This is a genomic window from Cellvibrio sp. KY-YJ-3, assembly GCF_008806955.1.
Lineage (GTDB): Bacteria > Pseudomonadota > Gammaproteobacteria > Pseudomonadales > Cellvibrionaceae > Cellvibrio.
In genome coordinates this window covers 2009794-2026831 of the sequence record NZ_CP031727.1, presented here as the reverse complement: position 1 = coordinate 2026831, position 17038 = coordinate 2009794, and the positions used below count along the sequence as shown (strand labels likewise).

Annotated in this window: 18 protein-coding genes; 15 read left to right on the top strand and 3 right to left on the bottom strand. The window is 52.0% G+C overall.

Translation table 11 applies throughout. From position 1 onward, the window contains the following. Positions 1 to 21 precede the first annotated feature (21 nt). Positions 22 to 558 (top strand): hypothetical protein, encoded by a 537-nt coding sequence (locus tag D0B88_RS08600; RefSeq protein ID WP_151056547.1) that lies wholly within the window; start codon positions 22 to 24, stop codon positions 556 to 558. A 246-nt stretch (positions 559 to 804) separates the two neighbouring features. Here the strand turns inward: D0B88_RS08600 and D0B88_RS08595 are convergent, their stop codons facing one another. Further along, positions 805 to 1425, bottom strand: a complete 621-nt coding sequence (locus tag D0B88_RS08595; RefSeq protein WP_151056546.1) for a response regulator transcription factor — start codon at positions 1423 to 1425, stop codon at positions 805 to 807. A 184-nt stretch (positions 1426 to 1609) separates the two neighbouring features. Here D0B88_RS08595 and tcdA point away from each other — a divergent pair, with 184 nt between their 5' ends. From tcdA to D0B88_RS08565, 6 genes are all read left to right on the top strand, one after another. Next, positions 1610 to 2407: a tRNA cyclic N6-threonylcarbamoyladenosine(37) synthase TcdA gene (gene tcdA, locus D0B88_RS08590; RefSeq protein WP_151056544.1), complete on the top strand. Its 798-nt coding sequence runs from the start codon at positions 1610 to 1612 to the stop codon at positions 2405 to 2407. A gap of 176 nt (positions 2408 to 2583) precedes the next feature. Further along, positions 2584 to 2796 (top strand): periplasmic nitrate reductase, NapE protein, encoded by a 213-nt coding sequence (locus tag D0B88_RS08585; protein WP_151056542.1) that lies wholly within the window; start codon positions 2584 to 2586, stop codon positions 2794 to 2796. Positions 2797 to 2823: 27 nt separating this feature from the next. Next, complete coding sequence (locus D0B88_RS08580) at positions 2824 to 3135, top strand: chaperone NapD (protein ID WP_151056540.1); 312 nt, start codon at positions 2824 to 2826, stop codon at positions 3133 to 3135. Further along, positions 3135 to 5639, top strand: a complete 2505-nt coding sequence (napA, locus tag D0B88_RS08575; RefSeq protein WP_151056538.1) for a nitrate reductase catalytic subunit NapA — start codon at positions 3135 to 3137, stop codon at positions 5637 to 5639. Before D0B88_RS08580 ends, napA begins: the two co-directional genes overlap by 1 nt. Before the next feature lie 10 nt (positions 5640 to 5649). Continuing rightward, a complete protein-coding gene (locus tag D0B88_RS08570) occupies positions 5650 to 6183 on the top strand; it encodes a nitrate reductase cytochrome c-type subunit (RefSeq protein ID WP_225318603.1) in 534 nt (177 codons plus the stop codon). Between the two features lie 3 nt (positions 6184 to 6186). Beyond that, on the top strand, positions 6187 to 6876 hold the full coding sequence (locus tag D0B88_RS08565) for a cytochrome c3 family protein (protein WP_151056534.1): 690 nt from the start codon (positions 6187 to 6189) through the stop codon (positions 6874 to 6876). Here D0B88_RS08565 and D0B88_RS08560 read toward each other — a convergent pair. Further along, on the bottom strand, positions 6873 to 7301 hold the full coding sequence (locus D0B88_RS08560) for a SufE family protein (protein WP_151056532.1): 429 nt from the start codon (positions 7299 to 7301) through the stop codon (positions 6873 to 6875). The genes D0B88_RS08565 and D0B88_RS08560 overlap by 4 nt on opposite strands. Before the next feature lie 254 nt (positions 7302 to 7555). Here D0B88_RS08560 and D0B88_RS08555 point away from each other — a divergent pair, with 254 nt between their 5' ends. Next, complete coding sequence (locus D0B88_RS08555; protein ID WP_225318602.1) at positions 7556 to 8725, top strand: glycoside hydrolase family 18 protein; 1170 nt, start codon at positions 7556 to 7558, stop codon at positions 8723 to 8725. 1 nt (position 8726) lies between these two features. Here the strand turns inward: D0B88_RS08555 and D0B88_RS08550 are convergent, their stop codons facing one another. Then, a complete protein-coding gene (locus D0B88_RS08550; protein ID WP_151056528.1) occupies positions 8727 to 9578 on the bottom strand; it encodes a TatD family hydrolase in 852 nt (283 codons plus the stop codon). Between the two features lie 78 nt (positions 9579 to 9656). Here D0B88_RS08550 and D0B88_RS08545 point away from each other — a divergent pair, with 78 nt between their 5' ends. From D0B88_RS08545 to D0B88_RS08520, 7 genes are all read left to right on the top strand, one after another. Then, positions 9657 to 10406, top strand: a complete 750-nt coding sequence (locus D0B88_RS08545) for a triacylglycerol lipase (protein ID WP_225318601.1) — start codon at positions 9657 to 9659, stop codon at positions 10404 to 10406. 23 nt (positions 10407 to 10429) lie between these two features. Further along, positions 10430 to 11290 carry a carboxylesterase gene (locus D0B88_RS19105; RefSeq protein WP_225318600.1) on the top strand — a complete coding sequence of 287 codons (861 nt, stop codon included), beginning with the start codon at positions 10430 to 10432 and terminating at the stop codon, positions 11288 to 11290. 15 nt (positions 11291 to 11305) lie between these two features. Continuing rightward, positions 11306 to 11896 carry a hypothetical protein gene (locus tag D0B88_RS19100; RefSeq protein ID WP_225318599.1) on the top strand — a complete coding sequence of 197 codons (591 nt, stop codon included), beginning with the start codon at positions 11306 to 11308 and terminating at the stop codon, positions 11894 to 11896. 93 nt (positions 11897 to 11989) lie between these two features. Beyond that, a complete protein-coding gene (locus D0B88_RS08535; protein WP_007644368.1) occupies positions 11990 to 12967 on the top strand; it encodes a GGDEF domain-containing protein in 978 nt (325 codons plus the stop codon). Between the two features lie 140 nt (positions 12968 to 13107). Beyond that, positions 13108 to 14022 carry a MoxR family ATPase gene (locus D0B88_RS08530; protein WP_151056527.1) on the top strand — a complete coding sequence of 305 codons (915 nt, stop codon included), beginning with the start codon at positions 13108 to 13110 and terminating at the stop codon, positions 14020 to 14022. 14 nt (positions 14023 to 14036) lie between these two features. After that, on the top strand, positions 14037 to 15023 hold the full coding sequence (locus D0B88_RS08525) for a DUF58 domain-containing protein (RefSeq protein ID WP_151056525.1): 987 nt from the start codon (positions 14037 to 14039) through the stop codon (positions 15021 to 15023). Further along, on the top strand, positions 15013 to 17013 hold the full coding sequence (locus D0B88_RS08520) for a DUF3488 and transglutaminase-like domain-containing protein (RefSeq protein ID WP_151056523.1): 2001 nt from the start codon (positions 15013 to 15015) through the stop codon (positions 17011 to 17013). Before D0B88_RS08525 ends, D0B88_RS08520 begins: the two co-directional genes overlap by 11 nt. Positions 17014 to 17038: the final 25 nt, after the last annotated feature.

Genomic DNA, 17038 nt, shown 5'->3' with positions numbered 1-17038 from the left:
GCCATATAAAGGAACATTATCTTGTATTTTAAAGTTGGTGAAAAATACGCTGATCCTGAACTTTACTACCTACAAGAGTTATGTGGTTTACTGGATCTAAAATTAGCAGAAATAGCGGAGAAAATATCTCACTCATATGACCCAGAATCTGATGGGTTGCTTGACTATGCTGAGTATTTTATGGGCACAGGCTTATGTGCAATGCAACGCTACATTCTTGACGTTTTAGATATGAAAAAAATAAAAAAGATAGATGTCTTAAATTTAGGAGTAAAGTTCAATGAAGGTACATCTATTATTGAACTAATAAATGCAGCTGCAAATTGGTGGAAGCATGAGCCAGAATGGCCATTCCCACTTGAATATGAAAAATCCAGTAAGCAAACTAAAGAAACTTTAGATCTAGTTTTGGGAAATTCAGCGTATCCTTACGTCTTTAGCAATTTTTTAGCTTCAATTAATCCAGAGAAAGAATTATCTGTATCTGCACTTATTCCTTATTTGGTTGAATGGCGCTCGTGCGTTCATACCTATTACCAAAGCAGAAAAAATGTATGACAACCGACTGGGGTAAAAATTACCACCTCTGGTATCTAAATTAACAATTCATATTGATTTTTGAGTTGCCTCAACTTCCACTATTGGCCGATTCCTACTCCTAGCTGATCAAATATTTTTGAGGCTGCGCTTAGTTTGCAGGATCAGATTACAACTTTTTTTGAATCACGATCCATCACTTCCCACTCAAACCAAAGGCAGGAGTTAACACACGCGAGGGAATGGCTTGCTCTTTGTTTTGAAATTTCAACGCGGGTTAAGGTTAATAAAATCCCGCATCAATTCCATCGCGGAATTCACGCGCAATTTTTCCATAATGCGCGCGCGGTGGTTTTCTACCGTGCGCACACTCAAATTGAGTTTTGCGGCTATGTCTTTGCTCGATAGACCGGCGAGAACTTCGTGCAGAACTTCCTGTTCTTTGGGTGTGAGAAGGGCGATGCGCGCTTCGCGGGCGGCGAGTTGTAGGCGCTGTTGGTGCAGGTCGCGGCTGAGTGCGAGTGCGGCTTGTAGTTTTTCCAGAAATTGATGGCCTTGAATGGGTTTTTCGACAAAATCGAAGGCGCCTTGTTTCATCGCTTCCACTGCGGCGCTGACTTCGGCGTAGCCGGTGACGATAATCAGCGGTGGTGGTACCGGGTAGCGCGCTTGCAAGGTTTTGTGTAGCTGCAGGCCGCTCACGCCGGGCATGCGCATATCGGAAATCACACATTCGCAGGGGCGCGGGCTGTAGGCCTGCAAAAATGCCTCGGCGCTGTTAAAACACAGGGGTTGTACCCCAATTGGCTCAATAATGCCGCTCATCAGCTCCAGCGTGATGCTGTCATCGTCGATAAGGTAGGCGGTAGCAAACGCAGCGGTATTCATGTCACTCCTTAGGGATAAACGGCTGGCCGTATTATGGTGCTTCTCATGCCAGAATAGCTGTAAGTGAGTGTAGCAGAGGGCAGCGGATTTCACGGCCAGCGCTTGTATTCGCCGGTCATCTCCGTTAAAAAGCCGCCTCGCAACCTGCACGCCGCCACTGGATACATTTGCCCCTGAGTTATTTATGAACAGACCTCTCACCCCCGAATACCTGCAGCGTTTTGGCGGCCTGGGCCGACTTTACGGCCAAGCCGCCCTGCCCGCGCTGACCAATGCGCATTTTGCAGTGATTGGTTTGGGCGGTGTGGGCACCTGGGTCGCGGAAGCATTGGCGCGTTCGGGGGTAGGTGAGCTGACGCTGATTGAAATGGACGAGGTATGTATCACTAATACCAACCGCCAATCCCACGCGCTGCAATCCACCATCGGCCAATCCAAAAATCAGGTGATTAGTGAGCGCTTGCGCGATATCAACCCCGAATTAATTATCCATTCGGTGGAGGATTTTCTGGACGATCAAAATATGAAAGACCTGATTGGCAAACACCACCATGTGGTGATTGATGCGATTGATGCCGCGCATTTAAAGGCGCGGCTAGTGGCTTATTGTTTGGCAATTAAAGTGCGCCTGATCACCATTGGCTCCTCCGGCGGTAAGCGCAACCCGCAGGCGGTCACGGTGGATGATTTGGGCCGCAGCATTAGCGACCCCATGCTCGCCAAGGTGCGCAGCCAACTGTATCGCCACCACAATTTTGCGCGCGACAGCAATCGCCGTTTTCGTGTGGATGCGGTTTACTCCACCGAACAAATGGTTTACCCCAAACCCGATGGTTCCGTGTGCATGGATAAACAAGCGCTAGCGGATGGTGTGAAACTGGATTGTGCCGGCGGTTTTGGCTCCAGCATGATGGTCACCGCCAGTTTTGGTTTAGTGGCGGCGAATCGCGCCATTGAGCGTTATTTAACAAAAGTGCTGTAAAAAACTAAGCGCCATTTAAAAAACAGAAGCTGTTTAAAAACAACGTTTAATTTCATTTAGTTTTTAAAACCCTCCAAAACTTGATTTCCATCAAGTAATGCGCGCCATTTTGTTGCAATCTATATCAATTAAACTAGGCTAAAACCGGAGTTAGTGATAACCCTTGGAGAAAGCCTATGCAGGATCTGCACATCGCTGAAGCGCGCGCAGAAAGTAGCGCCGAAGATGCCCAACGCAATCAACAACAAAAACAAAAAAAGCGCGAATGGCGCCTGTTTATTTTCATCATCGTTTTTCTTTTTCCCATACTGACTGTTGCGCTGGTAAGTGCGATGGGATTTTCCATTTGGTTTTATCAACTTATCGCCGGGCCACCAGGTGCAGGCTAATAAAATAATTTGGCAGAGAGAAATGTTATGCAGAGCAAAATAATTGCTACCGAATTATTAAACGCACCGCCCACACACTTGCATATCGCCAGCTTTATTGCCCACGTGCGCCCCGAAAATATGGCAGCACTTAAAGTCTGGTTAACCGACCTGCAACAAATGGAAATTCACGCCGAAAATGAACAGGGCAAATTAGTGCTGGTGACTGAGAGCAATAACGAGCAGCAGATTTTGCACTTACTCGATGAACTGCGCGCGCAAGCCGGTGTGCTTAATGCCGCGCTGGTGTATCACGAACAAATTGACCTGGATGAATTAGCCGCCGAGGAACAGCTTTGATGAACATCACCCGCCGCTTATTTGCTAAAGCCAACGCCGCTGCGGTTGCCGCCGCCGCGATTGGTTTACCGCTGCCCGCCAGCGCGAGTAATTTAATTACCAACCGCGAACTCACCAACCTTAAATGGAACAAAGCGCCCTGCCGTTTTTGCGGCACCGGTTGCGGGGTGATGGTGGCCACCAAAGACAACCGCGTGGTTGCCACCCACGGCGATGTGAAAGCCGAAGTGAACCGAGGCTTGAATTGTGCGAAGGGTTATTTCCTTTCCAAAATCATGTACGGCAGCGACCGTTTGCAACAGCCAATGCTGCGCATGACGAACGGCAAATACGATAAAAATGGCGAGTTCACACCCATCACCTGGGCACAAGCCTTTGCGATTATGGCCGATAAAGCCAAAGCCGCGCTGCGCGATCACGGCCCGGAAAGTGTTGCCATGTTTGGCTCCGGCCAATGGACCATTTGGGAAGCCTACGCCGCGAGTAAATTGATGAAAGGCGGTTTGCGCACCAACAACCTAGACCCCAATGCACGCCACTGTATGGCATCCGCGGTGGCCGGTTTTATGCGCACTTTTGGTATGGATGAACCCATGGGCTGCTATGACGATTTTGAAGCCGCCGATGCTTTTGTGCTTTGGGGTTCCAACATGGCGGAGATGCATCCAATTTTGTGGAGCCGCATCACCGATAGGCGTATGTCATTCCCCCATGTGCAGGTGGCGGTGTTATCGCCCTATGAAACCCGCAGTTTTGAATTGGCCGATGTGCCGCTGATTTTTAAACCGCAAACCGATTTGATTATTCTCAATTACATCGCCAATCACATTATTCAAAGCGGCAAGGTGAATCAGGAGTTTGTGAAAAATCACACCCGTTTTGCCAAAGGGCAAGACGATATTGGCTACGGCCTGCGCCCGGAAGACGAGCGCCAAAAAAGCGCCAAAGGTGCCGACAAAGCCAATACCTGGAGCGATATTACTTTTGACGATTTTGCCGACTACGTAAAACCCTACACCCTGGAACACACCGCCAAAGAAACCGGTGTGGGCAAAGATCACTTGCTGCGTTTAGCAGAGATTTACGCTGACCCAAAAATCAAAGTCATGTCGCTGTGGACCATGGGTTTTAATCAGCATACGCGCGGTGTATGGGCCAATAACATGGTGTACAACCTGCATTTGCTCACCGGCAAAATTGCTGAACCGGGCAACAGCCCTTTCTCGCTTACCGGTCAGCCATCGGCTTGCGGCTCGGCGCGGGAAGTGGGTACTTTTTCCCATCGTTTGCCAGCGGATTTATTGGTCACCGATCCCAAACATCGCGCGATTACCGAAAAAATCTGGAAGCTGCCCGAAGGCACCATTCCCGAAAAAGTAGGCTTCTCGGCAGTGCATCAAAGCCGCAAATTAAAAGATGGCGTGATTCGTTTTTATTGGACCCAAGTCTCCAACAATATGCAGGCGGGGCCGAATATTGCGCAGGAAATTTTACCCGGCTGGCGCAACCCCAATGCGTTTGTGGTGGTGTCCGATGTGTATCCCACAGTATCGGCCCAAGCTGCCGATTTAATTCTGCCCAGCGCCATGTGGGTAGAAAAAGAAGGCGCCTACGGCAACGCCGAGCGCCGCACACAATTCTGGCACCAGTTGGTAACGGCGCCGGGTGAAGCTAAATCCGATTTGTGGCAACTCATCGAATTTTCCAAACACATCAAAACCGACCATGCCTGGCCACAGGAGTTATTGGCAAAAGCCCCCGAGTACAAAAACAAAAGCCTGTACGAGGTGTTATTTGCCAACGGCCAGGTGGATAAATTCCCCAACAGCGAACGCGCCGCCGAGTATTTAAATACCGAAGCCGATGTGTTCGGCTTTTATGTGCAAAAAGGGCTGTTTGAAGAATACGCCCGTTTTGGGCGCGGCCACGGCCACGATCTGGCCGACTTTGACAGTTACCATGAAGCGCGCGGTTTACGCTGGCCGGTGGTGGAGGGCAAAGAAACGCGCTGGCGCTATCGCGAAGGCTATGACCCCTATGTGAAAAAAGGTACCGGCGTGCAGTTTTATGGCAAGCCCGATAATCGCGCGATTATTTTCGCCCTGCCCTATGAACCGCCCGCTGAATCGCCCGATAAGGATTACCCTTTCTGGCTCAGCACCGGGCGCGTATTGGAGCACTGGCACACCGGCACCATGACCAACCGCGTAGAGGAGTTGCACGCGGCGGTGCCCGATGCATTGGTGTATATGAACCACGAAGACGCTGAAGCGATTGGTGTGCGGCAAGGCAGCGAAGTGCGGGTGATTAGTCGACGTGGTGCGGTGCGGGTGCGCGTTGAAACACGCGGAAGGGTTAAACCACCGCGCGGGCTGATTTTTATTCCATTTTTTGATGCAACCAAACTGGTGAATAACGTCACGCTCGATGCCACTGATCCGATTTCGCTGCAAACCGATTACAAAAAATGCGCCGTAAAAATCGAACTGGTAAGCCTGGCCTAAGGAGCAGATGATGAACAAAATAATCGTGTTAGCCACTGCACTGCTCGGCGCCGTTGTTATCGCCAACATTTCACCAGAGTTACAGGCACAGGATGTAAAAGAGCAGGATGTAAAAACCATTCCCCACGGTGGTGCGAATATTATTTTGGATGCATCCGCACCCGATGGTATTCGCCCCGGCGGCACACTGAGCCAGGATTTACCCGCGCCCAAAATAGCGCGGCAACGGATTAGCGCCGAACCCGCCAACCGCAATTACCCCGAGCAGCCGCCGATGATTCCGCACAACATTCGCGGTTATCAAATCGATAAAAACTTCAACATGTGCCTCACTTGCCACAGCCGCAGCGCCAGCCCACAAACCGGTGCGCCCATGGTGAGTATCACCCATTATTACGATCGCGACGGCCAGGCACTCGCCGCCGTTTCACCGCGGCGCTATTTTTGTATTCAATGCCATTTGCCACAGCACGATGTAAAACCCGCACGCGGCAATAGTTTTAAAAGCATAGATACGATGCTGCAACAACCGGCGGTGGAGTGATTTATGAGTAAAGACGCCAATAAAAAAAGCCTGTTCAAACGCACGCTGGCACCGGTGAAAGAGTACTGGGGCCAGTTCCGTCGCCCTGCCGCTTACATCAGTTTGGGCACCTTGAGCATGGGCGGTTTTATTGCGGGTATTATTTTTTGGGGCGGTTTTAATACCGCATTGGAGTACACCAATACCGAACAATTTTGTATTGGCTGCCACGAAATGAAAAATAATCCCTATCAGGAATTGGCCAGCACTATTCACTACACCAATCGCTCCGGTGTACGCGCCATGTGTTCGGACTGCCATGTACCTCATGAATGGACGGATAAAATCGCGCGCAAAATGCAGGCATCCAAAGAAGTGTGGGGCAAAATATTTGGCACCATTAATACCCGCGAAAAATTTCTCGCCAAACGGCGCGAACTGGCTGAACGGGAATGGGCGCGCTTAAAAGCCAACGACTCATTGGAATGCCGCAACTGTCATGCATTAGAATCGATGGATTTCACCCAGCAATCACCGCGAGCACAGGCCATGCACTCCACGCTACTCGCCAGCGGTGAAAAAACCTGCATCGATTGCCACAAAGGCATCGCCCACCATTTACCGGATATGGCCGGTGTACCCATGGTGACCAGCATTGAATTTCAGGAGCCCTGGCAACAATTTATCGCCGAGGAAATTGCAACAACCAATTAATAACCGGAATGTAAGTTGGAATTTTTTAGGTGGTCGTAAATTCGCGCAATAATTGCATTCAAGCCATTATTGCGCGACGGCGTTAAATGTTTTTCCAAACCCAATTCGCGCAACTCGCTCTGCAAATCCAGCCCGATTAATTCCGCGCGAGTTTTACCATTTACCTGCACCAACAGCAGCGATGCCAAACCCTTAATCACGCTGCTGTCAGCATCCAGCGCAAAATAGTAACGCTCTTGGGCAAGGCTGCAGCCAAGCCATACCGGCACTTCGCAGCCGCGAATCACATTATCAACAACACGCAGCTCAGGTTTGGGAGCAATTAACTTGCCCCATTGAATAATTAATTTGTACTGCTGCTGCCAATTCTGCGTCGCGCGCAATTGCGCTAGTGAAATACTGGAAAGATCATCGTGATACGGCACAGGAATAACTCATCAAAAAAAGGCGATTATAAAGCGCTGTTGCAAATTTCCCCAAACACAGTCTTCACTGGCTTTAAGAATCTTTACCTTATCGCGATAGGCTTACACAAAAAACTGTGGTTAAAATGCCGCTGGCGATCTGTAACTGCAGGACTCACTACAAAAAATACAGACGCTACCACTACCGAAAACGCCATATGGCACATTCATTACAGCTCTCGCGATTAACGACCACTGCGTTTTCCGAGGGATTTATGAACAACTTTTTCCAGCGCATCCGCCCACCATTTTGGGCTCCACTCACGGCCCTGCTTCTGGCGTTAAGCGTAACAGCCTGTAGCAATAGCACGGCAACATCCACTACATCTGCCACCGCGTCTAGCGCAGAAAAAGCATCGCTGAAAGTTATTGCCTATTACATGGGCGATGGCAGCGACTTGGCGCGGTACGATTTTAATCAGCTGACTCACATCATCTACAGTTTTTTGCATTTAAATGGTAACCAACTCGCATTTGATAACGATAAAGACAAACAAGCCTTTGCGCGGCTAGTTGCACTGAAAAAAGATCATCCCCATTTAAAAGTTATGCTGTCACTTGGCGGCTGGGGCGGCTGTGAAACCTGTTCTGATGTTTTTAACAGCGCCGAAAATCGCGCGGCATTTGCCAAATCCACGCTAAAGCTAATTCAACAACACCATGCTGATGGCATAGATCTGGATTGGGAATACCCCACGGTTCCCGGTTTCCCTGGCCATAAATATGCAGCTTATGACCACGCTAATTTCACTGCGCTGATTCGCGAATTGCGCGTGCAATTGGGCAGCCAATATGAGTTAAGTTTTGCTGCGGGCGGGTTTGATTCATTTTTGGAAAAAGCCGTGGACTGGACCGCGATTATGCCGTTGCTGGATAATGTAAACCTGATGAGCTACGACATAGTCAATGGCGGTACACCGCACACTGGCCACCACACCGCGCTCTATTCCACACCCGAGCAAAAAGATTCCACCGACAATGCCGTACAGTTTTTATTACGCCAGGGTGTAGCACCGCACAAAATTGTTATCGGTGCCGCGTTTTATGCACGCGTGTGGAGGGATGTTGCAGCCACCAACAACGGGCTTTATCAACCCGGCACCCATATCGAAGGTTATGGTTATAAGGAATTCGCCGCACAATTTAGTGCAGCGAAAGGCTATGCGTATCACTGGGATGAGGTAGCACAGGCGCCCAGTTACTACAGCAAACAACAGCAAACCTTCGCGACCTTTGATGACACGCGCTCGCTGAGCGCCAAAGTGGACTATGTAAAAAAATATAATCTCGGTGGCATTATGTTTTGGCAGTTACCACACGACAGCGACAGCGACAGCAATGGCTTGCTTGATGCAATTCATCACAGCGTGCATAAAGTAAAATAATTTACTCCGGCAAACCAAATAAGCGATGCGCATTGCGGGTGGTGACTTCCGCCACCTGCTCAACACTAACCCCTTGCAACTGCGCCAGGGTTTGCGCAATAACGGGAAGATATTCCGGGCTATTGCGTTCACCTTGTTTGCCGCAAACAGGCATATCCGGTGCGTCGGTTTCCAGCAATAAATATTGCAGCGGTATCTTGCTAAAAGTCGCTCGCGTTTTTTGCGCACGCTCGTAAGTAATGGTACCGCCCACCCCCAATAAAAAACCGTGTGCGATAAATTGCTGCGCCATTTCAAGGCTGCCACTAAAGGCGTGAATCACCCCGCCGTAACGCGGTGGCTGTTGTTTGAAACACGTAAGAATTTCATTATGAGTTTTTACGCTGTGAATAATCAGCGGCTTGTGAAATTGATTGGCGAGTTCGATATGCAAACCCAGCAGTTGTTGCTGCAGCGCGAGCGGTACCTGAATTAGTTTATCCAACCCACATTCACCCACCGCAACACAATACTTACCTGCGCCGCGCTGCACGCGTGTTAATTCATCGCCCAATAATTGTTTGATCTGCTGCTGTGTTGTTTCATCCAACAGACCCGCACTATTGGTCGCACACCAGTGCTGTTGTTCGATCCAATGCGGGTGAATACCCGCCGCATAATAAAACCCGGGATATTGTTGGCATAACTGTGCCGCCGTTTGCCACTGCTCCGGGCCAACACCGGGAATGATCAGGTGATTAACCCCCTGTCGCTGGCAGTGCGCCCACACGGCCGCACGGTCTGCAGCAAAAACCGGAAAGTCAAAATGGCAGTGGCTATCAACAAAATGGTAGCGGTTATTAAATAGTTGCATGGTGTTGACTGTTGTTAGCGATAAAGATGTCACTTGGCAGTGTGGCATAATTTGCGCACTAGCGCCGGAAGCCCACTTATGAATGCACCTGTTTTTATCTTGATTACTGCGGTATTTTTTGCCCTGTCTGGCTGCAGCAGCTCACTCGCACCCAAACCTGACCCGAGCTTAACGAAGGAGTGCGTTATTTTATTACACGGATTGGCGCGCACCAGCGAGTCCATGGTACCGCTGGCCACACAATTACAGGCGCAGGGTTACAGGGTCGTCAATATCAATTACCCCTCGCGCGAATTTCCTATTGCAACCCTGGCACAAAAAGCTATTCCGCCCGCACTGGCACAATGCCGTGCCGGTGCAGCGCAAAAAATTCACTTTGTGACCCATTCACTGGGCGGAATTTTATTGCGCCAATATTTACACACTCACACGATTCCCGAGCTAACCCGGGTAGTGATGCTCGCGCCGCCGAATAAAGGCAGTGAAATAGTGGATCACTTAAAAGACCTGCCGCCCTTTGCTTGGCTCAATGGCCCGGCAGGCAGAGAATTGGGAACCGACGCGAGCGCTTTGCCCCGCCGTTTGGGCACGGTGGATTTTGACTTGGGCGTGATCGCTGGAACCACGAGCATCAATTTATTATTGTCGCTTTATCTGCCCAATCCCGATGACGGTAAAGTGTCGGTGGAAAGTACCAAAATCGATGGTATGCGCGATTTTATTGCGCTGCCCGTTTCACATCCTTTTATCATGAAAGATAAAAATACCATCGCACAGGTGATTCATTTTTTAACCCAGGGTAAGTTTTTACACACGCCCGATCGCTAACAGATAACAGGGAATTTTTAACCATGGTGAGTTTCGCCGAACACTCTAGCCTGCCCATTTTTGCCGGACTTTTTGTCCTGCTGGTTTTGCTGCTGACCACAACCGGCTGCAGCACCCTGCGCAACGCCAAACCCTGGCACAGAATTGAACTGCAACAGGAATTTAATGCCGCGCTGATTAAGCAGGGCGGAGCATCGACTTACACCTGGAGTGATTATTTACAGCAGGAGGAAAAACTTTTTCAGGAGCTGAAAACGCAATTAAGTGAAACCGATACCTATCAAGGTTACAGATACGAGCTGGGTTCTCCACTGAATCCGCTCAATCACACCACTAACTGGAATCGCAGTTTTGTTGTAAAACCGGAAAAAATTCGCGCGGGCATTGTTATGCTCCACGGCTTGACCGATTCACCCTACTCGGTGCGTCGCCTGGCGCAGACATTTGCGGCTGAGGGCTTTTTAGTTATTGGCGTGCGAGTACCTGGGCACGGCACCCTGCCTTCCGGATTATTGACGGCAACCTGGCGCGACTGGGCAGCGGCAACCCGTTTGGCGGCAGAGGAATTACACCGGCAACTGGGCGATAACCCGCATTTTTATCTGCTGGGCTACTCGAACGGCGGCACGCTTGCACTCAATTACGCGCTGGATGCAGTGGAAGATAAAAACCTGCCCCAGCCGAAAAAAATTATCTTGCTCTCTCCCATGATCGGCATCAGTGACTTTGCCGGACTGAGCAAGCCGCTGGAATTGGTGGGCCACTTACCGCTGCTCAGTTCGCGCCGCTGGTTAAACAAAAGCCCGGAATACAACCCGTTTAAATACAATTCCTTTCCCGTAAATGCCGCTTGGCAAGCCCATCGTTTTTCACGCCATGTGTAACAAAAAATCCAGCGTTTGGCAAGCAAGCAACAACTATCAAATCTGGCGCCGATACTGACGTTTCAATCCATTGCAGACTCAACCGTCAAAACCGCAGCCATTGAACAGCATGTTTATCGCCACCTGCCCGCCAACAACAGTGAACTGGTGTTGTTTGATATCAATCGTCACCACAATTTTTTGCCCATCACCCGCACGGGTGCCAGCCGCTATATGAGTAGCCACTTTGCACCGGCGCTGCGCGCTTATGATCTGGTGAAAATTGCCAACCGTAACAGCAACACCACTGCTGTGAGTGAGTGGCGGCAAGAGGCAGGCAGCCTTGCCGAGCAGGAACAACCGCTCGCGTTGGAATTCCCCAATGGCGTATTTTCACTCTCCCACGTCGCCCTGCCTTTTGCCGTGGATGACCCGGTGTATGGGCTAACACCCAACACGGATGAAGACTACGGTATCCGCTTGGGCAGCCTGCATTTATTGGGCGAGACCAAGACGCTGATTATTAATGCCAGCGCTGGCATGCGGCTCTACTGCAATCCGTTTTACCCCTATATGGAAACGCGTATTTTTAACTGGCTCAACCTACCCCGCATTCCCGACAATTAAGCCGCCGGGTGGCAGTAAATGGGCAAACCCGGTATTTCCGTCTATGCTCAGGGCATAACGAAAACACCACTACGGGAGTACGCATAGGCGACTATGCCCAACGATTCAAAGAATAAGTTCCAACGCGGCATGGTGTATTTATTTGCCATTATGGCGGCCGTGGCCGTTGCGCCCTTTGTTGTGATTCGCTACATAAATGGCGAGTTCCTGAATGCCGCAGTGGATTTGGCGATTGTCATTGCGGCGATGGGCAGCGCGATTGTGACCTATCGGCGCGGAGAGGCGACTACGACGGTCTCGGTGATAACAGCCTTTCTTTACTCGGGCGGCGCGGTAACAGTCACCCATTTAAATGAACCGATTTATGTGTTTTGGCTGTTCCCCTCGATTCTCGCCAACTTCTTTTTGCTGCGCACCAACGCCGCACTCATTGCCAACCTGCTCTGCATAGTGGCAATACTACCTATCGCCGCGCGCCTCGAAACTAACACCGAACTGTTTGCCATGATCGCCAGTTTGCTGATGTGCGGCAGCATGGCCTATACCTTTGCCTTGCTCACTGATCGCCAGCGCGAACTGCTGGAGGGTTACGCCACTCAGGATGCCCTGACCAACCTGGGCAACCGCCGCGCGATGGATGAAGAGTTACGCCTCTGCGTGGAAGATTACGCCCGCGATAATATTCCAGCATCACTGATTGTGATTGATTTGGATTTTTTCAAAATGGTTAACGACCGATTCGGCCACAATGTGGGCGATAAGGTATTAGTTGAACTGGCAGATCTGCTGACCCGCCGGGTACGTAAAACCGACCGTGTATTCCGTTTTGGCGGTGAAGAGTTTGTGGTGCTCGCGCGCAACACCGTTCTTGAGGATGCATTGGTAATCGCCGAGCAATTGCGCGCGCAAATCGAGAGCGAACTAAAAGACCCGGAGGGCGCTATCACTGCCTCTTTTGGTTGTGCCCAGCTGTTGAAAGATGAGCCCCAGCAAGACTGGTTTGTACGCGCCGATAAAGCCATCTACCAAGCCAAACAACAAGGCCGCAATTGTGTTGTGGCGGCAGACTAGTGGTTGCAAATTAACGCTGGGCGCGGTGTGAGAACTGTCGTCAGCTTTGCGATTCTTTATCCCCATCAAATTCCCCGCTGCGTTATGCTCCCAACTAGATTCAACAACATAATGACATTAATCGTTCATCAGGCTTCTTCATGCAATCACTGATTAGCAACATCATCGACCAAGTGGATCAAGTATTACTGGGCAAGGATCAGCAGGTACGCTTATCCCTCGCCTGCCTGTTTGCCGAAGGGCATTTATTGATTGAAGACTTACCCGGCATGGGCAAAACCACCCTCGCGCACTGTCTGGCAAAAGTGCTGGGGCTGAAGTTTGAGCGGGTGCAATTCACCAGCGATTTACTGCCCGCCGATATTCTGGGCGTAGCGATTTTTGAACGCGAACAGGGGGTATTTAAATTTCACCCCGGCCCGGTGTTTACCCAGGTGTTGCTCGCCGATGAAATCAACCGCAGCTCCCCCAAAACCCAAAGTGCATTGCTGGAGGCGATGGAAGAAGGCCAAGTCACCATCGAAGGTAAAAGCCGCCCATTGCCCACCCCGTTTTTTGTAATCGCGACACAAAACCCCTTATCGCAAAGCGGCACCTTTCCGCTGCCCGAGTCGCAACTCGACCGGTTTTTAATGCGCATCTCCCTCGGCTACCCCAGCCCGGCATCCGAGCGTTTACTGTTTGAAGGCGTGGACCCACGCGCACGTATTCGCGAATTAAAACCACTGGTTAATAACGAGCAATTGGCAGCCATCCAAAAGGCGGTAAAACAGGTGACGGCGAGCGAGGTGCTGCTGGACTATGTACAACGTCTAGTGGCTTTCACTCGCAGCGATGCACGTTTTAGCTACGGCTTATCGCCGCGCGGCGCACTGGCTTTATTGCGCGCCGCCAAAGCCTGGGCACTGATTCACCAGCGCGCTTACTTGGTGCCGGAGGATATCCAACAGGTATTGCCCGCCGTGGTCGGCCACCGGGTGCGCGGCACCGGCCACAGCAGTGACAGCGATGCACTAGTAAAACATTTGCGCGACAGTGTGAATGTACTGGCGTAAGGGCGAGACCGGCCATGAGCATTAGCACCTACTGGCGCGCCGTCTGGCAGCGCCGCTTTTTCCGCTGGATCGATAAACGGGCGCCGCGTGCACGCCAGATCAGCCTCAACCGCAAAAACCTCTATATCTTCCCCAATCGCACCGGTTTTTTGTATTTGGCGATGACAGTGGTGATTTGGTTGCTGGGCACCAACTACCAAAATAACCTGATCCTCGCTCTCGCCTACTTGATGATTAGCTTGTTCGTAGTGGCGATCCATCACACCTTTGCCAACCTGTCCGGCATTAGCGTGCGCTTTATTAGCGCCACCCCCGCTTTTGCGGGCGAGCCCGCCAGTTTTGTGCTGGAGTTTGAAACGCGCCACAAACGCGGCAGCGAAAATGTGGAGATCTGTTGGCAGGGAGGCGAGCGGCATACTTTCGCGCTCAACCCCGCCGAACCGCAGCGCGTGAACCTGCGTGCGCCCAGCAAAGTGCGCGGTTACCTGCACCCTGGGCGTTTGTTAATCCAGAGCCGTTTTCCGCTGGGCATTATTCGCTGCTGGAGTTGGTTGAACCTGGAGGCGGTGGCGCTGATTTACCCCCAGCCGATTGCTATTGATGAACCCCATCACCAAGCCAGCAGCGGGCGCGAAGAAGGCGGCAGCAGTACACGCGGTGGCGACGATTTCAGCGGCCTGCGTGAATATCAAGCAGGTGACCCCATCAAACACATCGCGTGGAAACAATATGCGCAAAACAAGGGGCTGTTTACCAAGGAGTACGAGGCGTATTTTTCCGCTGACAAGTGGCTGGATTGGCACAGCCTTAATCAATTGCAGGAGCTGCGTTTGTCCGGCCTGTGTTATTGGGCACTGCACTACGAACGCCAGCAAATTCCCTATGGATTGAGTTTGCCCGGCCTGACGCTGGAACCCGCGCTGGGCGAATACCACCTGCAAACCGTGCTCAAGGCGCTGGCACAATTTAACCTGACGCGCGAGGCTGGCTATGTGGACTAAACGGCTCGCTCAACCCCACTCGCAGCGCACCGAATATTTAGCGCGCGACAAACTCGCGTGGCTGCTGGTGATGCAGACGCTGTTGATCTTGCCGTTGCTGATTAATTTACCTGCCTGGCTCTGGCTGGTGTGGGCGATTGCGGGGTTTTGGCGCACCCAGGTTTTTCGCGGCCGCTGGGGTGCTCCGGGCGGCACGGTGAAAACCCTGCTCACGCTGGTGTGTGCGGGGGGCCTAATTGCCAGTTACGCCGGTAAAACCGGCACCGACACCATGGTCGGACTGTTGGTATGCGCCTTTGTACTCAAGCTGTTGGAAGTGAATTCCGCGCGCGATGCGCAGCTGCTGATTTTTATCGGTTTTGTGATTACCGCCTGCCAATTGTTGTTCAACCAAAGCCCCTTGGCAGCGTTTTACAGCCTGGGCTGCCTGCTGGTGCTGCTCGCCAGTTGGCGCTCGCTCTACCTGACCACCGCGCAAAGCAATGGCCTGCGCCTGCGCGCCGGAGGGCGTTTGTTGCTGCATGCACTGCCGGTAATGCTGGTGTTGTTTGTGGTGATCCCGCGCCTTGGGCCGCTGTGGGCGATACCCAACCAGCAGGCGGCCAAAACCGGTTTTAGCGATAGCCTTTCACCCGGTGATTTGGGTCAGCTCGCGCTTAACCGCGCGCCCGCATTTCGCGTGGAATTCACCAACAAAGACGAACCACCACCCGCCAATCAACTCTATTGGCGCGGCTTGGTATTAGACAATTTTGACGGTCGCACCTGGCGCCAACGCGATAGCTGGGGCCTGCCGCCTGCGGCTGAAAACAACCAGCGGGTACTGGAATCGCTGGATTACAGCATCATTATGGAACCCCACGGCCAACCCTGGCTGTTCAGCCTGATGACACCCCAGCGTACCAGCGCAGTGAGCAACCGTCGCCCCATTCGCATCACCCGCGACCACTTGCTGTATAACCCGGTGCCTGTCGCCCAACGCCTGCGTTATGAAGTCAGTTCGGCGCTGCAGCTGGAGCCAGTTGCCAAGGTATCGCTCTCCACAGGCGAACGCGCCGCCCACACGCGTTTGCCCGCCAATGCCAACCCGCAAACCCGCGCACTGGCTGAACAATGGCGAGGTGAAGGGTTAGCTGATCAAGCCATTATTGAACGTGCGCTCAGCCTGTTTAACCGTGAATTTACCTACAGCCTGCAGCCACCGGTACTCGGCCAACACTCGGTGGACGAGTTTTTGTTCAGCACCAAAAAAGGCTTTTGTGAGCACTTTGCCAGCAGTTTTAGCGTATTGCTGCGCGCCGCGGGGGTTCCGGTGCGAGTGGTGGTGGGCTATCAGGGCGGGCGCTGGAACCCGCTGGAAAATTACCTGCTGGTGAGCCAGTCCGATGCGCATGCCTGGACCGAAGTCTGGATAGAGGGTGAAGGCTGGCGCACCATCGACCCCACCGCGGCCGTCGCCCCCAACCGCATTGAACAGGGGTTGGATGACGCCCTCAGCGCCGACGACCAGAACCTGATGAGTAACAACTGGAGTGGTTCATCCCTGCTCTACAACCTGCAACTGCGCTGGGATGCCGCCAACTTCGTGTGGCAGCGCTGGGTATTAAATTACGACAGCGATGCGCAGGAGGGGCTGCTCACCCGCCTGCTCGGCGGCACCGAAGTCTGGCGCATTACCCTTTGGCTCGTGGGTTTGGGATTAGCAGCGGCAGCACTGGCCGCTTGGGCACTGCTGCGCAGCCACGCCCGCCCCGCGCTGCGCGCGGAAATTCGCGCTATTCAATCCCTTGAACGCAAGCTCGCCCAACTGGGTTATGTGCGCGGAATGGGTGAAACGCCGGGGGATTTTATTGCGCGGGTGATTCGCAGTGAGCCGCGCTGGCAAGCCAGTTTGAGCATTATCGCGCGCCTGTTTGAACAGATCGCCTATCGCCAACAAACCCAGCAGCTGGCGCAATTGCAGGAGAAAGTCCGCCGCTTTCCCTTCTAGATATTAAAACAAGACATAAAAAAAC

Bases quoted from the DNA above. Each gene is read 5' to 3' on its own strand.
- D0B88_RS08595 (WP_151056546.1), bottom strand. From the start codon at position 1,425: ATGAATACCGCTGCGTTTGCTACCGCCTACCTTATCGACGATGACAGC.
- tcdA (WP_151056544.1), top strand. From the start codon at position 1,610: ATGAACAGACCTCTCACCCCCGAATACCTGCAGCGTTTTGGCGGCCTG.
- D0B88_RS08585 (WP_151056542.1), top strand. From the start codon at position 2,584: ATGCAGGATCTGCACATCGCTGAAGCGCGCGCAGAAAGTAGCGCCGAA.
- D0B88_RS08580 (WP_151056540.1), top strand. From the start codon at position 2,824: ATGCAGAGCAAAATAATTGCTACCGAATTATTAAACGCACCGCCCACA.
- napA (WP_151056538.1), top strand. From the start codon at position 3,135: ATGAACATCACCCGCCGCTTATTTGCTAAAGCCAACGCCGCTGCGGTT.
- D0B88_RS08570 (WP_225318603.1), top strand. From the start codon at position 5,650: ATGAACAAAATAATCGTGTTAGCCACTGCACTGCTCGGCGCCGTTGTT.
- D0B88_RS08565 (WP_151056534.1), top strand. From the start codon at position 6,187: ATGAGTAAAGACGCCAATAAAAAAAGCCTGTTCAAACGCACGCTGGCA.
- D0B88_RS08555 (WP_225318602.1), top strand. From the start codon at position 7,556: ATGAACAACTTTTTCCAGCGCATCCGCCCACCATTTTGGGCTCCACTC.
- D0B88_RS08550 (WP_151056528.1), bottom strand. From the start codon at position 9,578: ATGCAACTATTTAATAACCGCTACCATTTTGTTGATAGCCACTGCCAT.
- D0B88_RS08545 (WP_225318601.1), top strand. From the start codon at position 9,657: ATGAATGCACCTGTTTTTATCTTGATTACTGCGGTATTTTTTGCCCTG.
- D0B88_RS19105 (WP_225318600.1), top strand. From the start codon at position 10,430: ATGGTGAGTTTCGCCGAACACTCTAGCCTGCCCATTTTTGCCGGACTT.
- D0B88_RS08535 (WP_007644368.1), top strand. From the start codon at position 11,990: ATGCCCAACGATTCAAAGAATAAGTTCCAACGCGGCATGGTGTATTTA.
- D0B88_RS08530 (WP_151056527.1), top strand. From the start codon at position 13,108: ATGCAATCACTGATTAGCAACATCATCGACCAAGTGGATCAAGTATTA.
- D0B88_RS08525 (WP_151056525.1), top strand. From the start codon at position 14,037: ATGAGCATTAGCACCTACTGGCGCGCCGTCTGGCAGCGCCGCTTTTTC.
- D0B88_RS08520 (WP_151056523.1), top strand. From the start codon at position 15,013: ATGTGGACTAAACGGCTCGCTCAACCCCACTCGCAGCGCACCGAATAT.